Here is a 23,528-nt window from a genome sequence, read left to right as displayed (position 1 = left end):
CGGGCGACGCCCCCTCGGTCGAGGGGGCGTCGATTGGTTCGCCGGAGTGCCTAACGAGGCCACTGTCGCGTTCAGATCGGTTGAGCCGCCAAAAGCTCGGAGAGCTCCTCTTTGCCCTTGAAAGGCACGGCGCGCCTCGTCTTCACGTCCACGACCTCACCCTCCCACTTCTCGGCGTCGTCTTTGTCGAGCTTGTCCGTGCGCACGATGCGCTCGAACCTTACCGGACCTTGCGGTCTGACTTCAGCGGGCCCCTCGCTGGATGCAACATCTCCGTCGACGGCTTCAGGGCCGGCGGCCCCCACGGGTTCTCCCGTTGCACCGAGCGCATCGGATGACGGATCCTTGCGGTCGAACGTATACTTCAAGCCGGCAAGCGTATACTCGAGCGCGTCCGCGAGGGTGGTTCCCTCCTCGAACGCACCAAGGTTGACGAACCCAGCCTCGCTGTTGAACAGCACATCTGGCGCGAGATAGGTCGTGCGCACGCGGCGTCGGCGTTTGCTCTCAGCAGCATGGATGCCCACAGCCAGCGCCACGACCATCGCCCACCACGCCACGGCGAGCACCAAGTCGAGCGGCTCGTCGACGAAGTTAAAGCCCAAGTAGTACCACAGCCACAGGAAAAAGCCCGCAGCGACAGCCAGAACGGCCAGAATAGTCCAGTTGCTCTTCCTCATGCTAGGCCTCCTTGCCTTCAGCCGCGATCGGGGCCTGCGTCGGCTCGTTGGCCGGATCGTCTGCGACGCCAAGCACGTCGTCCTCGAAATCTTCGAGCTTACGCGTGAAGTTGATGCGCCGTACGAGCACGCCAACTCCGTAGATCACCGTGACAATGATGCCCAGGATCAGGTAGTAATGCACCCAACACTGCACCGTATCGAAACCTGCAAGCGGATTCTCGTTGTCGTCGATCGTCTCTTCCTGCGGGCCTGCGAGCGGTGTGACGGCGTCCTCGAGAGCCTCGACAACGGGTGTGATAATTGGAGCGAGCGGACCGTCGGGAACGGTGCCTATCGGCGTCGGAGGAGCTGTCGGCGTGCCGGGCGTCGGCGTGACCGGCGTAGGAGGAACTGCCGGGGCAGCCGTGATGGTGAACGTGCCGGGAACGACCGTTACCGCGTAGTTCGGATTGTCGGTGAAGGAGGCCGTGAGCACGTCGACATAGGTTCCGGGAGCCTCGTCGCCGTTCGAGCGGGCATAGGCAACCTGCCCGAGGTCTCCCTCGTCAACGAGGCCCGTCACCGTACCGGTGAACGTCGGATCAGCCGCGCCAGCCACCTTAGCCGCATCGGCCACGACGATCGTGGCAGCCGCCGCCATCACGGTCAGATCGCCGGGAACCACGTTGACGGTCCTGTAGTTGGCTGTCACATCCTCGCCCGCGGCGTTGCGGATAACGTAGCTCGCGAGGCTTGAGACGCTCGAGCCGGCATCGGTTTGCGAACCGCTGTACACCACCTCTGCGTAATCGCCATCGGCCAAACCGAATGGCGTGAAGCCCGTCGGCACCAACGGCGTGCCATCGTAGACCTTCGTGCCTCCGCCTACCACGAGAGAAACGGCATCGGCGGAAACGATGGCGAAGGAACCCGGGGCGACTTTGACCACGTAGTTCGGATCGCCCGAGATTGCGTTCTCGACGGCTATCGCGTACGTGCCGACCGACTCGCCCGCGACGCGCGTCACATTATACGAACCGGAGAAGGAGTCGCCCCCAACCAGGCCCGTCACCGATGCCGTCAACGTAGGATCAACCTGCCCGTACTTCTTGCTCGCATCGTTGGCCGAGATGAGCAGCGTCGCAGGCGCCACCGACAGCGAGCCGTCCACCACCGTCAACGTCACGTTGTAGTTCTTCGACCGCACCTCGAAACTGTCGGGTACGAGGCCCATGGGGTAGGTTCCGGCATCAACGCCCTCGGCGCGGGCGAGCACGCCGTCCCGCAGCGCGACTTCGGCCTTGCCGTCGGCGCCGTCGACAACGTAGCCTTCGGCGAGGTGGCTCGCGCCGTCATAGGCGGCTGCAGCCTGGTTGCCCGTCACCGTGACAGCCAACGGGACTTTCTCCACTTCGAGCGTGCCGAAGGTGCTCTTCACAATATAGTTTGCAGCCTTCGTACCCTCGTTAAAACGATAGGTGAAGGTGTTGGGCGTCGTGCCCGCATCGATCAGCGACGCGAAGTCGGAATACGTGGCGCCCTCGCCGGCAGCGAAATCGACGTCCCCGACGACGCGCTCGGCGAGCAGCGCGGTCCCATCGTACGACTTGACCGCGTCGGCGCTGGTCAGCGTCACCGCGCGCTTGTTGATGGTGACACTGGCGGTGCCGTACGCCGTCTCGTAGTTCGGGTGGGTCGCCTGGAACTCTACCGTTCGCGGACCGTCCGTCCAATCGAGGAACGTCGGCGAATCCTCCAGGTTGTACTCGCCCGTAACCGGATCGCGGTAGCGGATCGTCGCACCCTCCACCGAGGCCTCGGCCTTCACGCCGTAGCGGTTTCCGTCATAGACTTTTTCCACGTCGCTGGCCGAAACGGACATCTTCCCCGCTGGCTCGATGCGCAAAAAGCCGTCCACCACCGTCAACGTCACGTTGTAGTTCTTCGACCGCACCTCGAAACTGTCGGGCGCGAGGCCCATGGGATAGGTTCCGGCATCAACGCCCTCGGCATGAGCGGCCGCGCCGTCCTTGAGCGTGATTTCGGCTTTGCCTTCAATGAGGGGCTCGGCAGTGAAGTCGTCAACCGTGAACGTTTCGCCGGTGTAGGTTTTAACGGCGGAATTGCCCACGATCCTCACGCTGAGCGGAGCCGGCGTAACCTCGATCTGTCCGTCGATCCTCCTTATGTTCAGCCTGTCGGTCACATCGACGCCGGAAGCATTGCGGATGACCAATTTGTCGGCGGTCGCCGCGACAGGACTGGCCGTGACGTCGGTGGCCGAAGCGCTCGAAGCGGCAGTCTCTTTCCAGTAGCCTGCGGGCAAATCGGAAACCGTGACGTCGGCGCCATGAGGTTCGCCGTTGTAGGTGAAGATGCCGCCGACGGTGGTGACGACGATCGGCTTGTCGTACTCGGTCACCATCAGCGTGCCGATATCCGCTTCAACCTTATAGTTGGATTCCTTGGCGCTGCCGCTCCAGTCGATATCGTACGTGTTCTGCGTGCCTGTGGGCGCATTGACCTCGGTGGCCGTGCCGGTGGTGGTGAAAGCGGCGGTTTCACCGTTCACCAAGCCGGTCATCGTGCCGGAAGCCGTGAGAGGGGCACCGTCATAGGTCTTGGAGGCAGAGAACGTCGTCACCTTGAGAGTAGCAGGCTTGATTGTCAACGTGCCCTTGACGTACTTGACCACATAGCGGTCAGTCACGTCTTTTCCGGTCCTGTCCTCGAAAATTCTTATTTTGTCTTGGTTGTAGAACTCCACCGGATAGTCGCCTACATCCACTTCTGTCGTGCGCGCATCGACATTGGCGACGTTCACTCCTTCGTCGCCTTCGAACACCGTATTGCTCGCGGTTTTTTCGGTTCCATCGTAAACGAACTCGTCTGATTTCGAGATGATCACGAGCTCCTTCTTGGCAGCGAAATGGGCAGTGAACGTGGTGGACTCGAACGCCCCGTCATGCTTCGCGAAACGCTCGACAGCGGCACGGTCGAGCTCAGGCTCCCATGAAACGATCTCGGAAGAATCGCCCACGCTCCAACCTGCGAAGTAATAGCCAAGATCAGCATCCGTCTTCGGATCAGGCTGGGCATTCGAGCCTTTGGCCTCACCGCTGACCGCTCGCAGCGTCTCGCTTTCTCGCGACACGCTGCCGCCCTCGGTGGCTCGATAGGCAATCAAAGCCGTGTTCTCCTTGAAGTACACCTTGAGCACGAGCGAACCGTCGCCTTCGATGGCGCCCTCGAGCTTATTAGGAGCGGACTCGTCGAAGGTATATCCGGTCTTGGCGTAGTCGGCTGCGCTCACGGAAACTTTGGCATCGGTCGTGCCGACGCCCTGCTGGACATCAGGCTGACCATAGCTGCCGTCAACCTCGTAGTACACCTCGACTGCATACGGGGTATCGTCGTCAAGAGCCCACTGGGCGTACAGGACGTTCGCACTCCCTTCGAGGTCGACTCTCACAGCAGAGCCGCCGGCAAACGAGTCCCCCGTGCCGTTCGGCTCGGTGTTCCAGCCTGCGAAATGAACGCCGGGCCGAGGAGCCTCGAAGCCGAGCTCTTCCGCCGTTTTGAGCGTTACCTCGTCGTTGTTGGCAATAGAAGCGATGGTGGCGGTATCGCCCTTTCCGCCGTTGACATCGTAAGTCAGCGACGTGCGAGGAGCCGGCTGTCCCCATTGCGCATACAGCGTGATGTCCGATCCGCCAAGCTGCACCAAGTCGCCAGGGTAGTGCCTCACGCCGCTGCCATCGGCATGAATGCTCCATCCGAGGAACGCTTGACCGGCAGGCGGCGTCAGCTCGCTCTTCGCAACTTCGGCAAAGCTGCCCTGCGCATACTTGAGCTCGTCCGTCGGCACCGCGCCGACACCGCCGTTCGCATCGTAGCGCACCGAGCGGCTCTCGTTGTTAATGTAGTAAGGATAGAGCTCGATAGCGCCAAAGGCCCGGGATGAGAAGCTGAAGGGCAGATACGTGTAATCCCCGTCAGAGCCAGAGCGCGTCATCCACCCGATCCATTTGTAGCCCTCGGGAACGTCGGCGATCGAAGACGGTTCCTCAACCACCGATTCCCCATAATCAACATCGCTGGTAACGGCTTTTGCAGAGCCTTCCATGTTTTTGTAGAAGGTAACTTGGTAGGTCGGAAGCTTCCACTTCGCGTACAGAACCAGGTTCTGCGCCGGCATGGTAGCATCGTCGAAGTCGTACTTCGTCTCCTCCGAGTACATCGGCGACGTGTACCAGCCCTCGAACTTCGAGCCTTCCGGCATGCCGGCATCGGCAGCGCTCGGCTCCGCGCCCTCGCCTTCGATAGACCAACCGTATTTGATGGGTTTGCTCTGGCTTACCGAGCTACCGTTGTTGAACGTGATGGTGTACGATTTCCTTTGGAAGTACTGGCGGGCGACGTACTTCTGCCCATACTTGCCCCCCGGCTGGAAAAATCCGTATTCAAACGCAAGATCGGCCCCAACCCATTCGAATCCGTTGAGGGCGTTCGCGTAGTTGGACGGCTGCGCATGAACGCCATCCGCTTTGAACAAAATGGTGTTTTGAACCTCGAATATGGAAGGAACATCCTCTTCCCAAGCGTATCGATAGCCATCGTGGTAGCGAGAGTCATTAGGATTGGTTTTTAATATGGGCTTGGTATTGCCGACCTTCTCAACTTTGATCTCCAGATAATGCAGCTTGAAGCCATTCCGGACGTAGTAGAAAACCTTGTTTTGGGTCATCGTCTGGAAAGGAGCGATAACGGGATTGCCGTTCGTTCCAATATTCGCCAGCTTCTCAACCCAAACGCGATCTCCGTACTTAGCCTTAATCTCGTTCGATGCGCTACCCCACAACTTGGAGATATCAGCTCCGTAATTCGCCTTGATAGGGTAAGAGTCCGTATAGTCTGCCTTGGTGCCGACGACTTCCTTTTCCGTGCAACGCAGATCGATGGTGTATTCGGCGCGATTGAGGTATACGTTGGCAATCGCAGAGCCATCGCCCTTGACCGTCACCGCCGTATCGCTCGAAGCGTCAACTTCGTCGAGAATATGCTTCTGCGCAATTGCGAAGGTCCCAACAGCCTCCTTGATCTCCGTGGCAGTGGGAAGCGCGACGGACTCGTCCGTCTTGCCCTTGTAGTCGAGGGTGGTCACATAGTCGTACTGCACCGCATCAACCGTCGAATCGGCTCCCTCCAGCCACACGACGACGCGATAACCCGCTTCAGCCGGCTCCCACTTCGCATAGAGCGCTGTATCCCGTTGAAGCACGCCGCCGAATGAATAGGCTTCCCCTTCGCACGAATCGTTGTCGTACCAACCCGCAAAAACGTAACCCGCGCGAGTCGGCTCGGCAGGTTCGGTTGAAGTGCCCGCCACACCTACGAATTCCGGCTCCGTATACGACCCGCCCCTGGCATCGAAGGTCAACCATGTGCCTTTTTCAACCTTGGGATAAAGCGTGACGTTCGCATCTTTCAACTCGACGGAATCGACCTTGTGCGAGAGATCCGCATCGGCGTACCACCCCGTCACGCTTTCATCAGGACCAAGGGGAAGCGTGACGTCAACCGGCACCACGTCTCCGGAAGCCCCCGACTTGGTAGCAAAAACGCGTTCTCCCGATTCGTCCATAAAGTGCACGTAGAACGTTTCGGAAGCCTTTGCGTACAGGTTGTACGTAGCCGTTTCGCCAACCGTCTGCTCGCCGAAATCTTCGAATCTATCTGCCCATTCGGTACCGTTCTTTGCATACCAGCCGTGGAAGCTCTCGCCATCGGCAACGGAGGGAGGCTCGGGCTCGTACAGGGTGTCACCGGTCCTCACGATCTGTCGATCAACCAGCGTCGTGCCATCTGTGCCGTAGAAGTTGTAGGTGGCGAGTCGCGGCGACCCCTCGGCCGTCACGACATAGATGGAGAAGTGACTCACGTCGAAGCTTTGCGCGGCGGCATCGGCTTGGCGGGCCGAAACGAAGTCGACGCTCGAGCCGTCGTTGGCCACATGGTACACGCCCATGGTCTCGCCCTCGATGCCGGCATTGAAGAAGCAGACGTTCACGGCGGCATCCGGCTGAATGACGTTGCCCGTCGGACCGAGGAGCGTCACGTCGATGGCACGCGCGTCCTCAAGCGCCTTGCCCCGATCCTCGACCGTAGCCTCGACGGCATCAATCACGGCCGGACTGGTGATCTGGATCGCCTGCACCGTGGTTCCCTCGGGCAGCGCTCCTTCGGGAGCGGTCACTTTCACAAGCACGTCGCCCGCTTGAGCGTAGCCCTCGAACGCAGGGCGGCTCGCGTCGGCTTCGATGCCGGCGGCGTCATCGTGTTCGGAAGGCGCTTCGCCTTCGCTTTCGGCAGCTTCTTCGCTCTCGATCTTCGTGTCGGAGGTTATCGGCTCCGCAGCGGTGTCCTCGGGGGCGTCGAGTTCGGCTTCGACCGCCCTGCCCTCCACCTTGAGGGTGAGGTTGCTGGTCACCTGGTCGGCGGGAACCTTGTACTCGCCGGTCTGCTCGTCGGCGGCCAGCTCGGTTTCCACGCCGCTCACGACGGCCATCACAGCGCCCACCTCATAGCCCGTATCGGCGCCGGCTTTGAACGCCAGCTCCTTGCTCAGGGGGAAATTGAACGACTTCGTGGGCAGCATGATGTCCTGACCAGCGTACGTGATGTACGCATGCGCGAAGTCCAGGCTCACCACGGCCACGCCGGGTTCGGCGGTGGGAAGGTCGGCTGCAGGCTCGGACGTCGGCGGGACGGCCGTCTCGTTCTGCGCGGGAGGCTCGGAAGCCGTCGGCGCCTCAGCCGGGGCGGCCGCCTCGGACTCGGCCGCGGGGGCGGATTCGGGTGCCGGAGCTTCGGCGGACTCGCTCGACGAATTATCGACCTGAGCCTCAGAAGCCTCGGACGCCGCGCCGGTCTCAGCCGCATCGGCGGAGGAAGAAAGGTTGATGAAGGAGAATGCCATCACCAAGGACATGAAGACGGCCAGCGCCTTGCCCTCGAACGTGTTCCTCGCATCGCACAGTTTCTCCAGCATGCTCATACGTATCACCGAATCCTCAAAACGCTACTTCCGGGGCATCCTGTCACCCTTGCAGTCGCTACCATTAGACTGGCTCATACGTTTTCTGACATGCCGTTCTGCATCCTTGATGTGGTAGGCTCGACCATGCGAAAAAGCACGGTAAAGCTCATAGGGAATTTTACCACAAATACGCTAACATATCGAATGCCCGAAGCTCCTCGAGCATCCATTGGCAACGTTATTTCCATAATTGCTGCCCAAAAGCACGCAATTATGGAGATCAGGTCGACGAAACTCGCCTCCTCCACCCGTATGTCGAAGGGTGATTTACCGCTCACCCCCCTGTCGAATACCGCTCACGGGCGACGAGCGACCGTTCGCATCGCCGCACTCACCTTCGCAAGAGACAGCGCCGGGACGTTTGTGGACGTATGGAACGCGTGAAGGACCCGGTTTCGGACACGCTATAATGAACACATTCCAGGGTCCTGCCTGTCGCGCTGGGCCCTGCCGAACCCGAACACGAAGGATCGTCCGTGAAACGTCCCGGCGCATGCAGGATCCGCCCGGCGACGGCGTTGCGCCGCGCCTCTGCAGCCGCGCTCGCGTTTCTGCTCGCTGCCACGCTGTCCCCGCTGGCGGGATGCGACGGCTTCGATGGCGGCACGGTCTCGGGCAGCTCCGGCCCCGGCACGACCGCCGGCGAAACGGCGGAAGGCTCCACGAGCGGGCCCGCCTTCGAACGCCCCGAGCTCGCCGTTGCGCAGTTCGATGCCGATGCGGCAACGTCTAGCCACGACAGTCTGATCGATGTCTCGCATGCTTCGCAGGGCTACGTGGCTGCGTCCGCCCAGAATGCAAGCCGCCTCAAATTCCTTGTGGAAAAGGACGGCATGAAGTACCACTACGACCTTCCCGGCGACGGGACGCCGGTGGTGGCCCCTCTCAATCTGGGTGACGGCGCCTACGAGGTGCAGGTCATGCAGAACACAGAGGGAGACCGCTATGCATCCATCAACGCCATAGCCGTCGACGTGGCGCTCGACACCGAGTTCGAACCCTTCCTGCGCCCCAACGTATTCTGCGACTACGATGCGAACAGCGCCTGCGTGGCAAAGGCGAACGAGCTCGCCTCCGGCGCCCAGAACGAAGGCGACGTGCTGCGCGCCGTTTACACGTGGATCGCCGATAACGTGCGCTACGACACCGAGAAAGCCGAGCACCTGGCCGACGCGACGGGCTATGTGCCGGATCCGGACGCTACGCTGGCCGAGGGCACGGGCATCTGCTTCGACTACGTAAGCTTGGGCGCGGCCATGCTGCGCAGCCAGGGCATACCCACGAAGATCGTAACCGGATATGTTTCCCCAGATAATATTTACCATGCCTGGAATTTGGTATATCTTGATGGAAGCTGGAGGAGCGTACAGGTAAGCGTGGAGGCCGGCTCCTGGACGCGCATCGACCTGACATTCGCCGCTGCGGGGGGATCGGAGCGCTACGTGGGCGATGCAACAGAGTACACCGACCGGTTCATCTACTAGAAGCCGACGTGCACGGACGAACGACGACGATCGTACGCGCTTTGAGGACAAGGAGCGAATATGGCCACATCCGTGCTCGAGAGCAGCGCCGTGAGCGCGTTTTGCGAAAGCGTCGCCATCATGCTGGCCGCTGGCATCCAAACCGACGAGGCTGTAAGCCTGTTGGGCGACGACATGGAGGACGGCGCGTTTAAGCGCACATGCGATGCCGTGTACGCGCGGCTTGCCGGAGGCGAACCGCTCGCGGCCGCCCTGGAACGAACGGGCGCCTTCCCCCGCCATGCGGTGGACATGGTGCGGGCGGGCGAGGTATCGGGGCGCCTGGAGCCCACGCTGCGCACGCTGGCCATGTACTACGACGAAGAAGCACGCCTATTCGCAAAGATGCGCTCGAGCGTCGTCTATCCTGCCGCGCTCTTGTGCGTGATGTCGGTGATCCTCGCGTTCACGGTAGCCGTTATCCTGCCCGTGTTCGTAAACGTGTACGAAAGCCTGTCGGGCGAGCTTGCCACCGGATCGTTCGCCACGGTAGGCGCGGCCATCGGCATCGGCTGGGCGGCGCTTGCCGTCACGCTCGTATGCACGGCCGCGGTGCTCGTCATGGCGGCGGCCATGCGCAGCGAAGGCGGGCGGCGCGGTTTCATGCGACTGGCCGAGAAGCTGCCGTTCACGCGCAGCACCATGCGCCAGCTTGCCCTGAGTCGCTTCACCTCGGCGCTCGCCATCTACGTGGCCTCCGGCGTCGATACCGACACGGCCATGAAGGAGGCCGTGGCATTGGTCGACCACCGCTCTCTCAAAAGCCAGCTCGAAGAGGCTCGCGCGACGATGCTCGACGTGTCTGCGCCCAAGAGCTTGACCCAGGCCGTGTCGGCCAGCGGCGTGTTCGAACCCGTATACGCGCGCATGCTCACCATCGGTGCACGCTCCGGCAGCGTTGAAAGCGTGCTGGGACGCCTGTCGCTCACGTTCTTCGACGACGCCGTCGTCAAGATGGATCGCCTCGTGGACGGCGTAGAGCCCGCGCTTGCAGCGTTCCTCACCATTGCCGTGGGCGCCACGCTCGTGTCGGTCATGCTGCCGCTCATCGGCATCATGGGATCGATCGGCTAGGGAGGCGCATGTATCGCGAGCAGACGACATCGCAGCTGAAACGACGGCGCGGCAGGAGGATGGTCGCGCTCGTGTTGGCGCTCGCGCTTATCGCGGGCGGCTGGCTCACAGCGGGAGCTGTCGAGGCGAACCTGCGCGAGCAGGGCGCCGTCTCGGTACGCAACGCCATCCTCAACAGCGCGAAGCAATGCTGCGCCATCGAAGGCTCGTACCCCGCTTCGCTCGAACATCTGGAAAGCGACTACGGGCTGCGGGTGAACCGCGACGATTACGTGATCACCTACGAGGTGTTCGCCGAGAATATCCTGCCAAGCGTGGTGGTGGTGCCACGATGAGGGGCGGACAACCCGATGAACTGGACGAGGATGCGGTTATGGATGCTCTGACGAGCAGACGGATCGCGCGGCGCGCCGAAAGCGAGCACGGTTTCGGACGCCTATTCACCGCGCTTCTGTTCGCACTGTTCTTGATCGCGCTACTCATTGCCCTTTCGGCTGGCACGAATCTCTACCGCACGCTCGGCGATGTGCGCGACCAGGCCGATACGTCCCGCATAGCTACCGGGCTCATTGCGAACAGCGTGCGCGCCGCCGACGCGGTCGACGCCATCGGCACGGGTCAGGGGCCCGAAGGGCGCTCGCTCGTGCTGACAGAACGCCTGGACGGCGGCACGTTCGAGACGCGCATCTACTCGTACGAGGGCGCCATCGTGGAGGAGTACGCGCCCGCCGATGCAGCGTACACGCCGGAGAAGGCCGCACGTATCGTTGATTCCGTGCGCTTCTCGTTCTCCTACGAGAACGGGCTGCTCACCGTGTACACCGATGACGGCACGGTGCAGGTGGCGTTGCGCAGCGTGAGAGGAGGCGCTTAGCATGGCGGAGAGACGTGCGAACACCCTGCTCGCAGCGCGGCGCAGCGAGGACGCCGCCTGGCACGGCACCGCGTTCATCGTAGAGGCGCTTCTGCTGCTCGCCTTCCTGGCGTTCTCCCTCGCGGTGTTCATGCAGCTGTTCGGCTCGGCGCACGCGCGCAGCGTGGAGGAGCGCCAGCTGACGCAAGCCGTGCTCCTGGCGTCGAACGAAGCCGAACGGTTCGCCGCCGACCCCCAAGCCGGATACGGCGCTGCGCTGTACGATGCCGAGGGAAACGCGGTGGCAACCGGCGGCAGCGAGCAAGCGGATACGTTCGTCGTGGAACGGGAGACGGCCTCCGAACAGATGCCGGGGGGCACGCTGTACCGCGCGAGCATCATCGTGTCCTGCGACGGCGAGGCCATCTACGAGCTGGAGACGGCGCGCTACCTGAGCGACGGAGGCCGAGGAGGCGATGGCGCATGACCGCGCGCGGACGAGGATCGGTGCGCATCGGGCCCATCAGCCTGTTCACGCTCGTCATCATCGTATGCCTGGCCGTCATGGCCGTGCTCTCGGTGACGACGGCGCAGGCCACGTTTGCAGCCGCCGAGAAACAGGGGGCATTCACGGCTGATACGTACGCCAACGAACGCGCCGCCCAGGAGTTCACGGCCGAGGTGGACGCCGCACTCGCCCCCGTTCGCGCGGCGGGAGGCGGCCTGGACGAGGCGATCTCGGCGGTCGAGCGCGCGCTGCCAGAAGGCGGCGTCATCGACGGGACGAAGATCAAGGCAGAGTTCGCCTCGGACAACGGGCGCTCCCTCGCCATCGAATTGGAGATTCTCGACGATGCGACATACCGCGTGACCTCGTGGAAAACGACTACGAACTGGACGGAGAACGGCGCAGGCGAGACGCTGTGGTCGGGCACTGCGCAGACACGATAGGAGCAACGAAGATGAAACTTGAAGAACTGCTGCAGGAGATGGTCGATGCGAAGGCGTCCGACGTCTTCATCATCGCCGGGCTCCCCCTGGCGTACGAGGTGGGCGGTCGTCAGATCCGGCTGGAATCGGCGCCGTTCACGCCCGCCGATACCGAAATGTTCGTGCGCGCCATCTACGAGGTATCCGACCGCAGCATGGAGCGCTTCATTGCGAACGGCAACCATGACGACGATTTCTCGTTCGCCCTGCCCGGCATCGGCCGCTTCCGCGCGAACGTGTTCCGCCAGCGCGGCTCGTACGGTGCGGTCATCCGCGTGATCCCCTTTGGGCTGCCGAATCCGGCCGAGTTCAACATCCCTGACGAAGTGCTCCGGCTCGCCCAGTTCAAGAAGGGCCTCGTGTTGGTCACGGGTCCGGCAGGCTCGGGCAAATCCACGACGCTCGCCTGCATCATCGATCGCTTGAACCACCAGCGCACGGGCCATATTATCACCATGGAGGATCCGATCGAGTACATCCACAAGCATGGCAGCTGCATCGTGACGCAGCGCGAGGTGCCCACAGACATCGCCACCTACGGCGAAGCGCTGCGCTCGGCCATGCGCGAGAGCCCCGATGTGGTCCTGCTGGGCGAGATGCGCGACTACGATACCATCGGCACGGCCGTTACCGCCGCCGAGATGGCGCAACTGCTGTTCTCGACGCTGCACACGACGGGCGCCGCCGGAACCGTCGACCGCATCATCGACGCATTCCCCGCTTCGCAACAGCGCCAGATTCGCATCCAGCTCTCCATGGTGCTGCAGGCCATTGTGAGCCAGCAGCTGGTTCCTTCCCGCGACGGAGGCGTGGTGCCTGCCTTCGAAATCATGTTCGCGAACACGGCCATCCGCAACCTCATCCGGGAGGAGAAGACGCACCAGATCGACAGCGTCATCGCCTCCGGAAGCGCCGAGGGCATGCGCACGATGGACCAGAGTCTGTTCGAGCTCGTGAAGAGCGGCCGCGTAGCCAAGAACATGGCGATGCAGTACGCCATCCACCAGGAAGCGCTTGAGAAGCGCTTTGCAGCCGCAGGCCTGTAAGAATCCCGACGGCCACATGCCGCCGAAAGGCGGCGGGCCGTCGGAGCCTAATACACGTTGTGGACAACCTCGGCAAAGCCGAGCAGGTTCGTCACGGCGAACGGCTGATGGCCGTCCAGCACGACGGTGCCGTCGTACGTGCCGAACACCTGGTGCTGATCGGTGCGAACCAGTTTGTAGTCCATCCAATCGGACCGATCGAGGAGCGGCCTGAACGCGAGGTCGAGACGGCCCTCGTCGTCGGTTATGCGCCAGGGCTGCATAAGGTCGTAACGATCGCCCAGCTTCTTCGCATGCGCCGCGCCCGGCTTTTCGGGAATGCCGAAGCTCACGCGGTGCAGCTTGTGCGCAATACCGTCCACGAACGCCATGTTCTCCGAGGCTGCCGTCGTGTCACCGAAGCCGTAGCCCAGGTTGAGCCCGAAGCGCCGCGAGCCGCGCCCGGACTCGTCTCGCGGACCCTGCCAGCCTTGAGCGGCGGCCCAGTACCACGTGTTGTCGCGCGTCCACACGCCGCGCCCCCAGTCGAGCAGGCCGAACGAGTTCTGCGGATTGAACCCGTGCACCAGCACGCCTTTCTTGAAGCTCCCGCGAGCACGCATGGCGACGATCTTCTGGTTGTAGTAGAACGCGCTCTGATCCTCGCTCCACGGCGTCGCGATGACGAGGGAATCCCGCGGTTCGTCTTCGAGCACAGCCTCGAACGAGAGGTCGTCCTTGCCGTCGAAGCGCGCAACATGAGCTTTGAGGCTGCGGCGCCCCTGGGAAGCCTCGAAGCGAAACGAGGCGCGGCCGTTTTGGAACGACGACACGCCCGAATCCGAACTTGCGGGAAGACCGAACCGGCCGAGCGGCAGCGGCGTGACGACGCTGACCGTATGCGAGACGCCCTGCACCAGATCCATGATCGAAGCCGACACGAGGCCGACGTAGCCCAGGTCCGACAAAGTGAGCGCCACCGCGTACTCGTCGTCGTTCACCAGATAGTAGTCCCACTCTTTGATGCGATGGCGGGGCGCTTTGATGCGCGTGCGATCGTAGGAGCGCAGCAGCGACGTCGCCCATCCCCGCACCGCAAGCGCCCCGTCCAACCGATGCAGCGGTCCCGCTTCGACGATCCGCGTCTCGTTCGGCGACGCTGTAGCCGGGTTCGAGTCGGGACGCTCGGCAGTCGACGGTGCGGCGAGCGTATCCGCTGCCTGCGGTTCCGGGCCGAAACCGTGCAGTTCGGAACCACCGTTGGAGGCGTGTGCAGGCTTCGGCTCCTTTGAGGGGGCCTTCCCGGTTCCGGGCTCGATCAGCCGCTTCTCATGTTCGGGTGCCGACGTGCTCACGACTGCTCTCCTTCGTCTTTGCGCAGCGCTCGGGCCATGCGCCTCCGAAAGACCGAGGTCGCCTTCTGGCTCTGGGGAGCCTTGGGATCTGGCTTCGGCTTGGGCTTCGGCTTGGGCTTCGCTTGGCTGGAGCTATCGGCGGCGTCCTTGGCTTTCTGCTCGTCTCGCCGAGCCTCGTCCAAAACCTTCTCCGCCCTGTCCGGAGCATTCGACCTGGTCAGTGGTGCTACGGCGCGCAAAACGGCATCGGCCGCGCGCGATCCTGTGCGGCTATCGGCCATGCGAAAGACAATCGTTCCCTGGAAACCTCCATCGAGAATCTGGGAAAACGCCAGCGTCGGCTGCTTCGTCAACTTGCCCACCGCTCCCGCAGCCTCGGCGGCCGCATGTTCGATAGCCTTCGCGACCTCGTCGAGCTGCTCGCCCCCGGTCACCACGACAATAGGAACGCTCACCTGGTTCACCGGGGGAAGATGGACAAGGGCGGTCTTGTTGATGATGGAGTTGGGAATGACGACTTCCTCCCCCTTGCTGTTCCTGATGGTGGTATGGCGCCACGTGATATCCTTCACCACGCCGGACGACGACCCCACCTCTATGTTGTCGCCGGGTTTGATGATGCGCATGAGGCTAACCTGCAAGCCGCCGATCAAGTTGGAGATGGTGTCCTGGAACCCAAGCGAGATGGCGATGCCGCCTATGCCGAGTGCGGTGATTGCGGCGCTCACGTTCACATCGAAGCAGGTGGACAGCATGATGCACACGCCCAAGATCCACACGGACGCGCGGGCTATATTCACGAAGATGGAGCTTGACGGAAGGTTTTTCTCTTCGTTGAAATGCAGTAGCCGGCGCATGAAGCGCCGAACGAGCCGGGCGCAAACCGCCGTGACGACCAAGATGATCACGGCGGTGATGGCCGTCGTGATCCAGTCGCTGTGTACGAATGTCTCGATATTCTGCTCAAGTTGGCTCATACGGTTATCGTATCACGAATAGGCGCGAGAGAACTCAACAGGCTTGTTACCGACGAGGCCTGTCGAACGCGGTCGCGCCGCTGCGGGCATCGCTTCGCCGCGATCGGAGCACCAGGCCCTGCTCGCTTTACCAGGAAGGCGGTTTCTGCGGCAGGACCGTTCGAGACTCCCAAAGCACGATGCGGTCAGCACGGCGCGTGGCGGGAACATCGATCAAACGCTGGTTGGACGAACCGCGCCATGCAAGGTCGAACGCGTGGCGCGCCTGCACGAAGGGGCCGTCCACAAGCACGTCGGTGGCATCCAGCAAGCCGGCGGCGCCGGCAGGATCGACATGAGGCAGCATCGCCGCGATGTCGGCCGCAGATTGCGGGGCATGGCTCGCATCTGGCGCCCCGGGCTCGGACTGCGACGAACGCGCCGCCAACTGCTCATAGACGTAACCCGAGTACGTCCATACGCTCAAGCCGATCGCTTGGCAGCGGCGGGCGAGCTCGGCACACGCAGCCGCCTGTTCGAACGGTTCTCCGCCCGAGATAGTCACGCCCTGAGCGAGCTTGTTCGCCGCGATGTCGGCCGCTACGTCCTCAATCGTGCGCACCGTGCCGCCCGCGCATGGCTGGCTGTTGGGGTTGTGGCACCCGGGGCACGCATGCGAGCAGCCTTGCACGAACACGGCGTAGCGCAGCCCCGGCCCGTCGACGATGGAGTCCGGGGCCGTGCCGTAGAGGCGTATGGTGGTCGGTGTGGTCATGGGCAGCCTCGCATGCGCCCAAAAGGCGCATAATAATCGAACGGGTCGGCGTAGTGAGTCGGCGAGGGCGGCCGTGGCGCCCGAGATCGCGGGGAGAGCGAGGGCGAAGCGCACAACGGGTACGCGAGCCCTCGTCATCGCCGCGGGATCGGGTGCTGCGGCCGGCCGCAGCGTCGTCAGGTTCCGGTGGCCGGGAGGCCGACGAAACCGAAAGCTTAGTGCGTCTGCTGATCAGCCGACGCGATGAAATGCTTCACGCGGTCGGCCTCTTCGGCGCGCTTGGCGTCGTTGAAGCGGTCGAGGGTGCCCACCAGATACCCGGTGATGCGGCGGATGCGCTCGAAGGCCACGCCGTGCTCTTCCTCCGTGCGGCCGCACTTGGGGCACACATCGCCGATGATGCCGTTGTAGCCGCACACCGGGTCGCGATCCACCGGGTGATTCACCGAGCCGTAGCCGATGCCGCTCTCCTTCATGTGGCGGATAACGGCTTCGAACGCTTCAAGGTTCTCGGTCGGGTCGCCATCGAGCTCGACATAGGAGATATGGCCTGCGTTCGTGAGCGCATGGTACGGCGCCTCGATCTCGATCTTGTCGAACGCGTTGATATCGTAGTACACCGGCACATGGAAGCCGTTCGTGTAGTAGTCGCGGTCGGTCACGCCAGGGATAGAACCGTAGCGCGCACGGTCCATGCGCACGAAGCGGCCCGACAGGCCTTCGGCCGGCGTCGCGATCAGACCGTAGTTCATGCCGCGCTCGGCCGACAGGCGATCAAGATAGCCGCGCATATGCCCGATGATCTCAAGCCCCAGGTTCTGTGATGCCTTGGACTCCCCGTGATGCTGGCCGGTCAGCGCCACGAGCGTCTCCGCCAGACCGATGAATCCAAGCGAGAGCGTACCGTGCTTGAGCACTTCGCGCTGCTCGTCATTGGGAGCCAGCTGTTCCGAGTCGATCCACACGCCCTGGCCCATGAGGAAGGGGGCGTTGTACACCTTCTTACGCGCCTGTATCTCGAAGCGCTCGTCGAGCTGCCCCACCGTGAGCGCGAGCTTTGCGTCCAGCAGGTCGAAGAACAGGTCGAGGTCTCCCTTCGAGCGAATGGCCAGCCGCGGCAGATTGATGGATGTGAAGCTCAAGTTGCCGCGACCGGGCGTGACCTCGCGGTCAGGATCGTACACGTTGCCCATGACGCGCGTGCGGCAGCCCATGTAGGCGATCTCGGTCTCGGGCGTGCCCTTGTAGTACTGCACGTTAAACGGCGCGTCCAGAAAACTGAAATTGGGGAACAGGCGCTTCGCCGAGCAGTGCATGGCCAGCTTAAACAGGTCGTAGTTCGGATCCTCGGGATTGTAGTTCACGCCCTCCTTCACGCGGAAGATCTGCACGGGGAAGATGGGCGTTTCGCCGGAACCGAGGCCCTCCTCGGTGGCCAGCAGCATGTTCTTCACCACCATGCGGCCCTCGGGGCTCGTGTCCATGCCGTAGTTCACCGAGCTGAACGGCGTCTGCGCGCCAGCCCGAGAATGCATGGTGTTCAGATTGTGCACGAGCGCCTCCATGGACTGGAACGTCGTGCGGTCCGTATCGACGAAGGCGCATTTTACGGCATAGGCCAGCGACTTGTCGGCAATATCCCCCGGAATGCCGGCATCCGCCAACTCGGCGCGAAGATTCGCTTCGAAACCTTCGTCCAATTCGAGGCTCGCCCACGCGCCCGTGGCGTTCTCGACGCGCTCGAGCGTATCCTGGGCGAACGCGCGCGAATCATCGAGATCTGCGAGCAGGTCGAGCGCCTCGGCCAGATGTTTCTTGAACAGGCGACGGTACGTCTTGCGCACTCCCTCGGCCAGGCCGTAGTCGAAATCGCAGATAGATTGACCGCCGTGCTGGTCATTCTGGTTGCTCTGGATGGCGATGCACGCAAGCGCCGCGTAGCTGGCGATGTCGTTGGGTTCGCGCAGGACGCCGTGGCCCGTGGAGAAGCCGCCCTTGAACAGCTTGCGCAGCTCGATCTGGCAGCACGTGGTGGTGAGCGTATAGAAGTCCATGTCGTGGATGTGGATGTCGCCCTCGCGGTGGGCGCGGGCGAACTTCGGGTCGATGACGCACATCTCGTAGAACTGCTTGGCCGACTCGGAGCCGTACTTGAGCATGGTGCCCATGGCGGTGTCGGCGTCGATGTTGGCGTTCTCGCGCTTCATATCGGAGTCCGACGCCTTAGAGAACGTGATGTCCTTGAGCGTTTGGATGAGACGGCTGTTCACATCGCGGGCGCGGCTGCGCTCGGCGCGGTAGAGGATGTAGGCTTTGGCCGTCTGCACGAAGCCGGACTCGATGAGTGTTTCCTCCACCAGATCCTGCACGCCCTCGACCGTCGGGATGCCCTCGATGGCGCCGTCGTCGAGTTTCTGCACAACCTGCTGCGCAATGCCTTCAGCCGCGGCCCGATCCTGCATGGCGCCACACGCCTGGAACGCCTTTTCGACCGCCTCGGCGATTTTCTCCTGGTTGAATTCTGCTGTGCGGCCGTCGCGCTTGATGATGGTCGTGACCATGCGCCGTTCCTTCCTCGTGTGTGCTGGACGCTGTTCTTCGGTATGGCTTCGGTTTGTCTTTTATTGGCGTGAACAGTGGATTCACTCTCGTTATACCCAGATTTTCCACCGGCAGTACGCTGCATTTCCACAATATGTTGTGGTGTTCACCGCTCATAGCGTGAAGATATAGTACGCAGCAGAAAAAAAGAACGCAAGGGTTGAAATCGCGCCACACTTCGGTTTATTCGAGAAACGCCGCGCGCTTCATCGATACTCCACATGCCCGACAACGCGATGTTGGCGCGACGTCACGCTCGCGTTACGCGACCGCGCAGACCACGCAACCGCCTATTCTACCGTGCCGTAAACCTGGCCCCAGGCGTGACCGCCGATGGACGAATTCAGTTGATCGCACAACCGCTGGCGCGTGTAGGAACCGGGGGGCAGCAGCTTGACGATCTCCATCAAATCGTCGGGCATATCGCTGGCCTCGGCAGCCAGCACGACGTCCAGTCGGCGAACAGCCTTGACGTCAGCATCGGCGAACAGGGAGTCGACAACGCCCTGCATGGCTCCGTACTGGGGACTGCGCGTCGTGTTCGTATGCGAGGGGGCCATAGGCTATTCCCCGTCGCAGCGGATGACGTCCAGGCCTTCGCTCGCAATCGCCAGAGCACCAGCGTAGGCCGGCGTCGCCGCACCGGACGCCCGCAGAAACTGGACGCCCTCCGCGCGCAGCCGAACGCTCGCATCGACGAGGACGTCGGGGCAATAATAGGGATTCGCAGGGACAGGACGACCTTGTCTCGGGTCGTCCTTCGCCACGATCAGCTGGGCGAGCACGGGCAGTTCGCCCGCCTGGCAGGCTCTACGGGCAAGAAGGGCCGCCTGCTCAAGAGGCGCAGGGGTTGCGAAGCCGGCCACACTTGCGCCGCAATCGAGCATGACGTCGAGCGCATCCTCGAACGAATGGCGTCCGTCGGCCAGCCGCCCGTCCGCATCGACGTCGACCGAGGCGAACACGGGAACATCGCTCGCCTGGCGTATGCCCATCAGGGCGCATTTCAGATCGATCGGATTTCCGAACCCGTTGAGGAAGATCGCGTCGAGCTCCCGATCGGCGCAGAGCCGCGCAATGTGCGCGTACTGGCCGCGATGCTCGTTCAGGGAGTGCTTGCTGGAAGCATCGAGCGGCAGGCCGCATGGTCCGACCTCGACGAGAACGTGCTGCGGGGACGCCTGGCGCGCCGCAGCCAGAGCAGCATCCAGAAGCTCGGCAGAGCGATCCTCCATGCCCTGATGCGCAAGGCGCGCTTTTGTCATGCCTGACGTATTCGTCACCACGCACTGCACGCCCGCGAGCACGCTCAGGCGCAGCGCATCGCGTATGGTCTCGGGCTCGACGAGGCTCGCGAACTCCAAACCCTGCTCGAGGTCGAAGCCCTGCCGACGCAGAACCGGCTCGATGGGTGGGGACAGCACGAGCATATCCTTGTGGAAGCGCAGCGCGATATCGGGCATATCCAATCCTTTCCTCGGCTGACATCATACCAAAAGAACGAAGCAGCGCGCGCCCTTTCGACAAGAGCCCGCGAACCAAGCTCGGCATGGGTTCGAGAACCGCAATCGCGCTGCGCACCATCTCCAAGGCGGGGCTCATGCGCCGGCGGCGATTCCGCTCTCGCTCACCGACGGTTCGGCCCCGTTACACAAGACGCACATGGGGCGATCATAGGTTTTCCAACGTGAACTTCTATACTACAGCATGCAGTCGAACGACTCCCCCTCCCTTCGATTGCCTGCTGTACAAGCAGAAGCGACGCTTCGGCGTCGCACCCCCTCCTTGTGGCCCGGCGGAGTTCCCCTCTCCCCGGGCCGTTCTTTTATCTCCGCATATGCGATTCCGCATCCCCGCTGCGAGCTTGCGGGCGAACGCGCGCCTAAGCTTCTCGGCCGTTCCGCCGCGCAGCGGAACTGCCGGGTGTACTATGAGCGAATGACAGAGCAGCGTTGAGGAGGGTTTATGACGAACATACAGGAAGCCGTCTCCCGGCTGCCGCTGCCGGCGGTTCCGGCCACGCTCGGCCTGCTCGTGCTGAGCGGATATTACGACTCGCTCGGCTTCCCGCTCGTGCACGCAGTCGCCGCACTGGCTGCGGCCGTCGTCGCGTTGGCATACTGCCTGAAAATCGCGTTCCATCTGAAAAGCGTCGTGGCGGCCGAGTACGCAAACCCCATGCTCGCCGCGCTCTACCCCACCCTCCCTATGCTCGTTATGGTGCTGTGCGCCTACGGGGCGAGCATAGCACCCGGCGCCTGGACGGCGTTCAAGATCGTGTTCTTCGCGATGCTGGCGCTCCTGTTCGCCCATGTGGCGGTGTTCTTCGTGCGCTTCTTCGTGAAGCGCTTCGAATGGAAGACGTTCATGCCCAGCTGGTACGTCACCACGAACGGCGTCATGGTATCCACGGTTGCAGGGATGGCGTTCATGCCCGAACCGCTTGCAGCCGGAATCGTGGTCTGGGGCATCGGCATCTATCTGGCGGTGACGCCGTTCATGCTGTGGCGCATGAGACGCTGCGAAGTCGCTGAAGCTGCAATGCATTCGCAGGCCATCATGCTCGGGCCGTGCAGTATGTGCCTGGTCTCGTACGTGAACGCGTTCACAGAACCGTGTCTGCCGATCGTGGCAGCGCTGTTCGCCTGCGTCGCCGCATCGCTCGTGTACGTCGTGGCCAAGCTGCCGAAGTTTTTCTCAGTCGCGTTTCATCCGGGGTATGCGGGCATGACGTTCCCCATGGCCGTGGGGCTGCTGGCGACCGACCGGTTCGCGTCCGCTTTCGCCGCCGCCGGATACTCGGGCGCAGCCTGGGCGGCGCAGCAGCTCGCCGGCGTGCAGCTGCTGCTGGCAACCGCCATCATCTCCGTCGTCGTAGCGCGTTTCCTGGGTTTGCTTTGGGCGAGCGTCAAGCGGAACCGCGCAAGCGGCCGGCTTGCCCCCGAGCAGACGGCGGCACTTGGGGCGCTGCGCGCGTATCTGCGCAGAGGCGCACGCGATCTGGAGAATGCAGCGGCGGCAGAGGCGCATGTGCCCATAGCCGCAGGCATCGCGTGCGACGCGCCATGCGACGACGAACAGGCGCACGCAGGCGCTTCGTAGCCGCCGCCCTCATTCGGGCTGGAATCGCCGACCAACCATCGGATCGAGCGGGCGGTTTGAGCCGTTCGGCTTCCGAACCGTTGCATTATCGCAAATATGCATGCTACCGTGTACGCATGCGTGACAAAACGACATCAGGATTCTCTTCCAGGCGGGACATGCGAACCCCACATGCGAATATGCGCCGCCCGCGTCGGGTGCGCGGCGAGCTCCCACGTGTCTCGATGCGGCCGATGGGCGCCGCACCGGTATACATCGGTTCGCACCAGACGGCCTCCTTTTGGTCGCGCATACCTCGGCCCCTCGCGCTTGCTGCCGTCGGCGCGCTCGTCGTCGTATTGGGTGTCTTCGTCGTCCCAGGAGTCTTGCTCTCGGCAGAAAGCGCCGCGGCAGACCAAAGCGGCTTGGTCGGCCCGCTTTTCTCGAGCGAAGAGGAGGATGCGCAAAGCGAGCCCGCTTCGACTGCCGAATACGCGCCCTCTATCGAGAGCCTCGACGCCATTGCAGATCCCGGCACGAACATAACAGGATTCTCCCTTGCAGCCGAAGGCACGGGTCATACCCCTTCGCTTGAGCCCGGCCAGCATATCTCTCTCGAAGCGGCGCTCCTTCCCTTCTCCTACAATGAGCGCACCGTCGGGTTCTGCTTCTTCGATCTGCAAACAGGCAGCGGCTACGCGTACAATATCGATGCCGAACTGTACGGCGCCTCGTCGTTCAAGGGACCGTTCTTCATCTACGCATGCCAGGAGGTTCTCGAACCGGGAAACCGATCCATCTCCTCCATCGACCAGCTTGCCGCCGACACCATCACCTGGTCCGACAATACGTCGTATTATCGGCTCCGCCGGGCATGCGACGGATACGGCTCGGTCAGCCTCGAGCATTGGCTTTCGAACCTGAACGTCGATCCGAGCCTTGCCAACGACACCGCGTTTCCCCATTACACGCCGCGCGACTCGCTCAAACTCTGGATGAACGCGTACCAGTACCTCGAGTCAGGCGATCCTGAGATCGTGGAGTGGGCGCAGCAGCTCCTGGGCAGCACGGAGCGCTCCATGATTAGGGATGCCGTCGCGCCGAAGGAAGACGGGGCTGAAATTGCAATCTCGATCGACGAAAGCTCGCAGGGAGCAGAGCGCGTGCTCTCCGCAGCCGATAGCGCCTACGAAGCTTACAGCATCGCCATCGAAGAGCCGAGCGAGCCTATAACGGTGTATGACAAGGCCGGCTGGATCAGCGGAGAGGATACGAACGCCACCATCGATGCCGGCATCATCGTCGAGGGCGATCGGGCCTATCTGATGACCATCATGACCGACGTTCCCGAGAGCGAGACAAACGACGCCTTCGTGTCCGGCATCGCCAAGGCGCTGTGGAACGCCCGCGGTACGCTGGGCGCCTGAATGCCCGAATGCGCAAAGCCGCCACGCGCTCAACCCGTCCTGAAACGACGCCTCTTTTTTGAAAAGCACTGGCGCTTCGAAGGTTTGATGCCGCTCGCTTCTTTTGC

General features: G+C 62.7%; 17 protein-coding genes. 9 read left to right on the top strand and 8 right to left on the bottom strand.

Translation table 11 applies throughout. The annotated features are described in order from the left end of the window. Window positions 1-71 precede the first annotated feature (71 nt). Window positions 72-680: a hypothetical protein gene (locus C2L71_RS01175; RefSeq protein ID WP_103263954.1), complete on the bottom strand. Its 609-nt coding sequence runs from the start codon at window positions 678-680 to the stop codon at window positions 72-74. Window position 681: 1 nt separating this feature from the next. After that, a complete protein-coding gene (locus C2L71_RS01170; RefSeq protein ID WP_103263953.1) occupies window positions 682-7,719 on the bottom strand; it encodes an InlB B-repeat-containing protein in 7,038 nt (2,345 codons plus the stop codon). A 518-nt stretch (window positions 7,720-8,237) separates the two neighbouring features. On the opposite strand from C2L71_RS01170, the gene C2L71_RS01165 reads away from it, so the two are divergent. Genes C2L71_RS01165 through C2L71_RS01135 form a run of 7 tightly spaced genes read left to right on the top strand, consistent with a single transcriptional unit; the run spans window position 8,238 to window position 13,247 of the window. Next, on the top strand, window positions 8,238-9,245 hold the full coding sequence (locus C2L71_RS01165) for a transglutaminase-like domain-containing protein (protein ID WP_103263952.1): 1,008 nt from the start codon (window positions 8,238-8,240) through the stop codon (window positions 9,243-9,245). Window positions 9,246-9,305: 60 nt separating this feature from the next. Then, entirely contained in the window at window positions 9,306-10,358 is a 1,053-nt protein-coding gene (locus C2L71_RS01160) for a type II secretion system F family protein (RefSeq protein ID WP_103263951.1), read from the top strand. An 8-nt stretch (window positions 10,359-10,366) separates the two neighbouring features. Further along, window positions 10,367-10,693, top strand: a complete 327-nt coding sequence (locus tag C2L71_RS01155) for a hypothetical protein (RefSeq protein WP_103263950.1) — start codon at window positions 10,367-10,369, stop codon at window positions 10,691-10,693. Beyond that, window positions 10,690-11,232, top strand: a complete 543-nt coding sequence (locus C2L71_RS01150) for a DUF4860 domain-containing protein (protein ID WP_239926205.1) — start codon at window positions 10,690-10,692, stop codon at window positions 11,230-11,232. Before C2L71_RS01155 ends, C2L71_RS01150 begins: the two co-directional genes overlap by 4 nt. A gap of 1 nt (window position 11,233) precedes the next feature. Beyond that, window positions 11,234-11,698, top strand: coding sequence for a hypothetical protein (locus tag C2L71_RS01145; protein ID WP_103263948.1), 465 nt, complete (start codon window positions 11,234-11,236; stop codon window positions 11,696-11,698). Then, entirely contained in the window at window positions 11,695-12,162 is a 468-nt protein-coding gene (locus C2L71_RS01140; RefSeq protein ID WP_103263947.1) for a S4A5 electrogenic sodium bicarbonate cotransporter 4, read from the top strand. The genes C2L71_RS01145 and C2L71_RS01140 overlap by 4 nt, the downstream gene beginning before the upstream one ends. An 11-nt stretch (window positions 12,163-12,173) precedes the next feature. After that, entirely contained in the window at window positions 12,174-13,247 is a 1,074-nt protein-coding gene (locus tag C2L71_RS01135; RefSeq protein ID WP_103263946.1) for a type IV pilus twitching motility protein PilT, read from the top strand. Window positions 13,248-13,294: 47 nt separating this feature from the next. On the opposite strand, the gene C2L71_RS01130 is transcribed toward C2L71_RS01135, so the two are convergent. From C2L71_RS01130 to C2L71_RS01105, 6 genes are all read right to left on the bottom strand, one after another. Beyond that, window positions 13,295-14,581, bottom strand: a complete 1,287-nt coding sequence (locus C2L71_RS01130; protein WP_239926202.1) for a DUF2804 domain-containing protein — start codon at window positions 14,579-14,581, stop codon at window positions 13,295-13,297. Beyond that, entirely contained in the window at window positions 14,578-15,558 is a 981-nt protein-coding gene (locus tag C2L71_RS01125) for a mechanosensitive ion channel family protein (RefSeq protein WP_103263945.1), read from the bottom strand. Before C2L71_RS01125 ends, C2L71_RS01130 begins: the two co-directional genes overlap by 4 nt. Window positions 15,559-15,685: 127 nt before the next feature. After that, window positions 15,686-16,312, bottom strand: a complete 627-nt coding sequence (locus C2L71_RS01120; RefSeq protein ID WP_103263944.1) for a 4Fe-4S single cluster domain-containing protein — start codon at window positions 16,310-16,312, stop codon at window positions 15,686-15,688. A 215-nt stretch (window positions 16,313-16,527) separates the two neighbouring features. Next, window positions 16,528-18,873: an anaerobic ribonucleoside triphosphate reductase gene (locus C2L71_RS01115; protein ID WP_103263943.1), complete on the bottom strand. Its 2,346-nt coding sequence runs from the start codon at window positions 18,871-18,873 to the stop codon at window positions 16,528-16,530. Between the two features lie 330 nt (window positions 18,874-19,203). Continuing rightward, a complete protein-coding gene (locus tag C2L71_RS01110; protein WP_103263942.1) occupies window positions 19,204-19,473 on the bottom strand; it encodes a hypothetical protein in 270 nt (89 codons plus the stop codon). Between the two features lie 3 nt (window positions 19,474-19,476). After that, a complete protein-coding gene (locus tag C2L71_RS01105) occupies window positions 19,477-20,376 on the bottom strand; it encodes a homocysteine S-methyltransferase family protein (protein WP_103263941.1) in 900 nt (299 codons plus the stop codon). Between the two features lie 502 nt (window positions 20,377-20,878). Between C2L71_RS01105 and C2L71_RS01100 the strand changes: the two genes are divergently transcribed. Together C2L71_RS01100 and C2L71_RS01095 are read left to right on the top strand one after the other, a co-directional pair. Continuing rightward, window positions 20,879-22,015: an SLAC1 family transporter gene (locus tag C2L71_RS01100; RefSeq protein WP_103263940.1), complete on the top strand. Its 1,137-nt coding sequence runs from the start codon at window positions 20,879-20,881 to the stop codon at window positions 22,013-22,015. Between the two features lie 224 nt (window positions 22,016-22,239). Further along, the gene (locus C2L71_RS01095) at window positions 22,240-23,421 is read left to right on the top strand and encodes a serine hydrolase (RefSeq protein ID WP_170042402.1); all 1,182 of its coding nucleotides are present in this window, start codon (window positions 22,240-22,242) and stop codon (window positions 23,419-23,421) included. Window positions 23,422-23,528 lie beyond the last annotated feature (107 nt).

This window comes from Enteroscipio rubneri, from assembly GCF_002899715.1.
Taxonomy (GTDB): domain Bacteria; phylum Actinomycetota; class Coriobacteriia; order Coriobacteriales; family Eggerthellaceae; genus Enteroscipio; species Enteroscipio rubneri.
The sequence above is the reverse complement of the archived record's forward strand: the minus strand, read 5'-3'. Positions and strand labels throughout refer to the sequence as shown.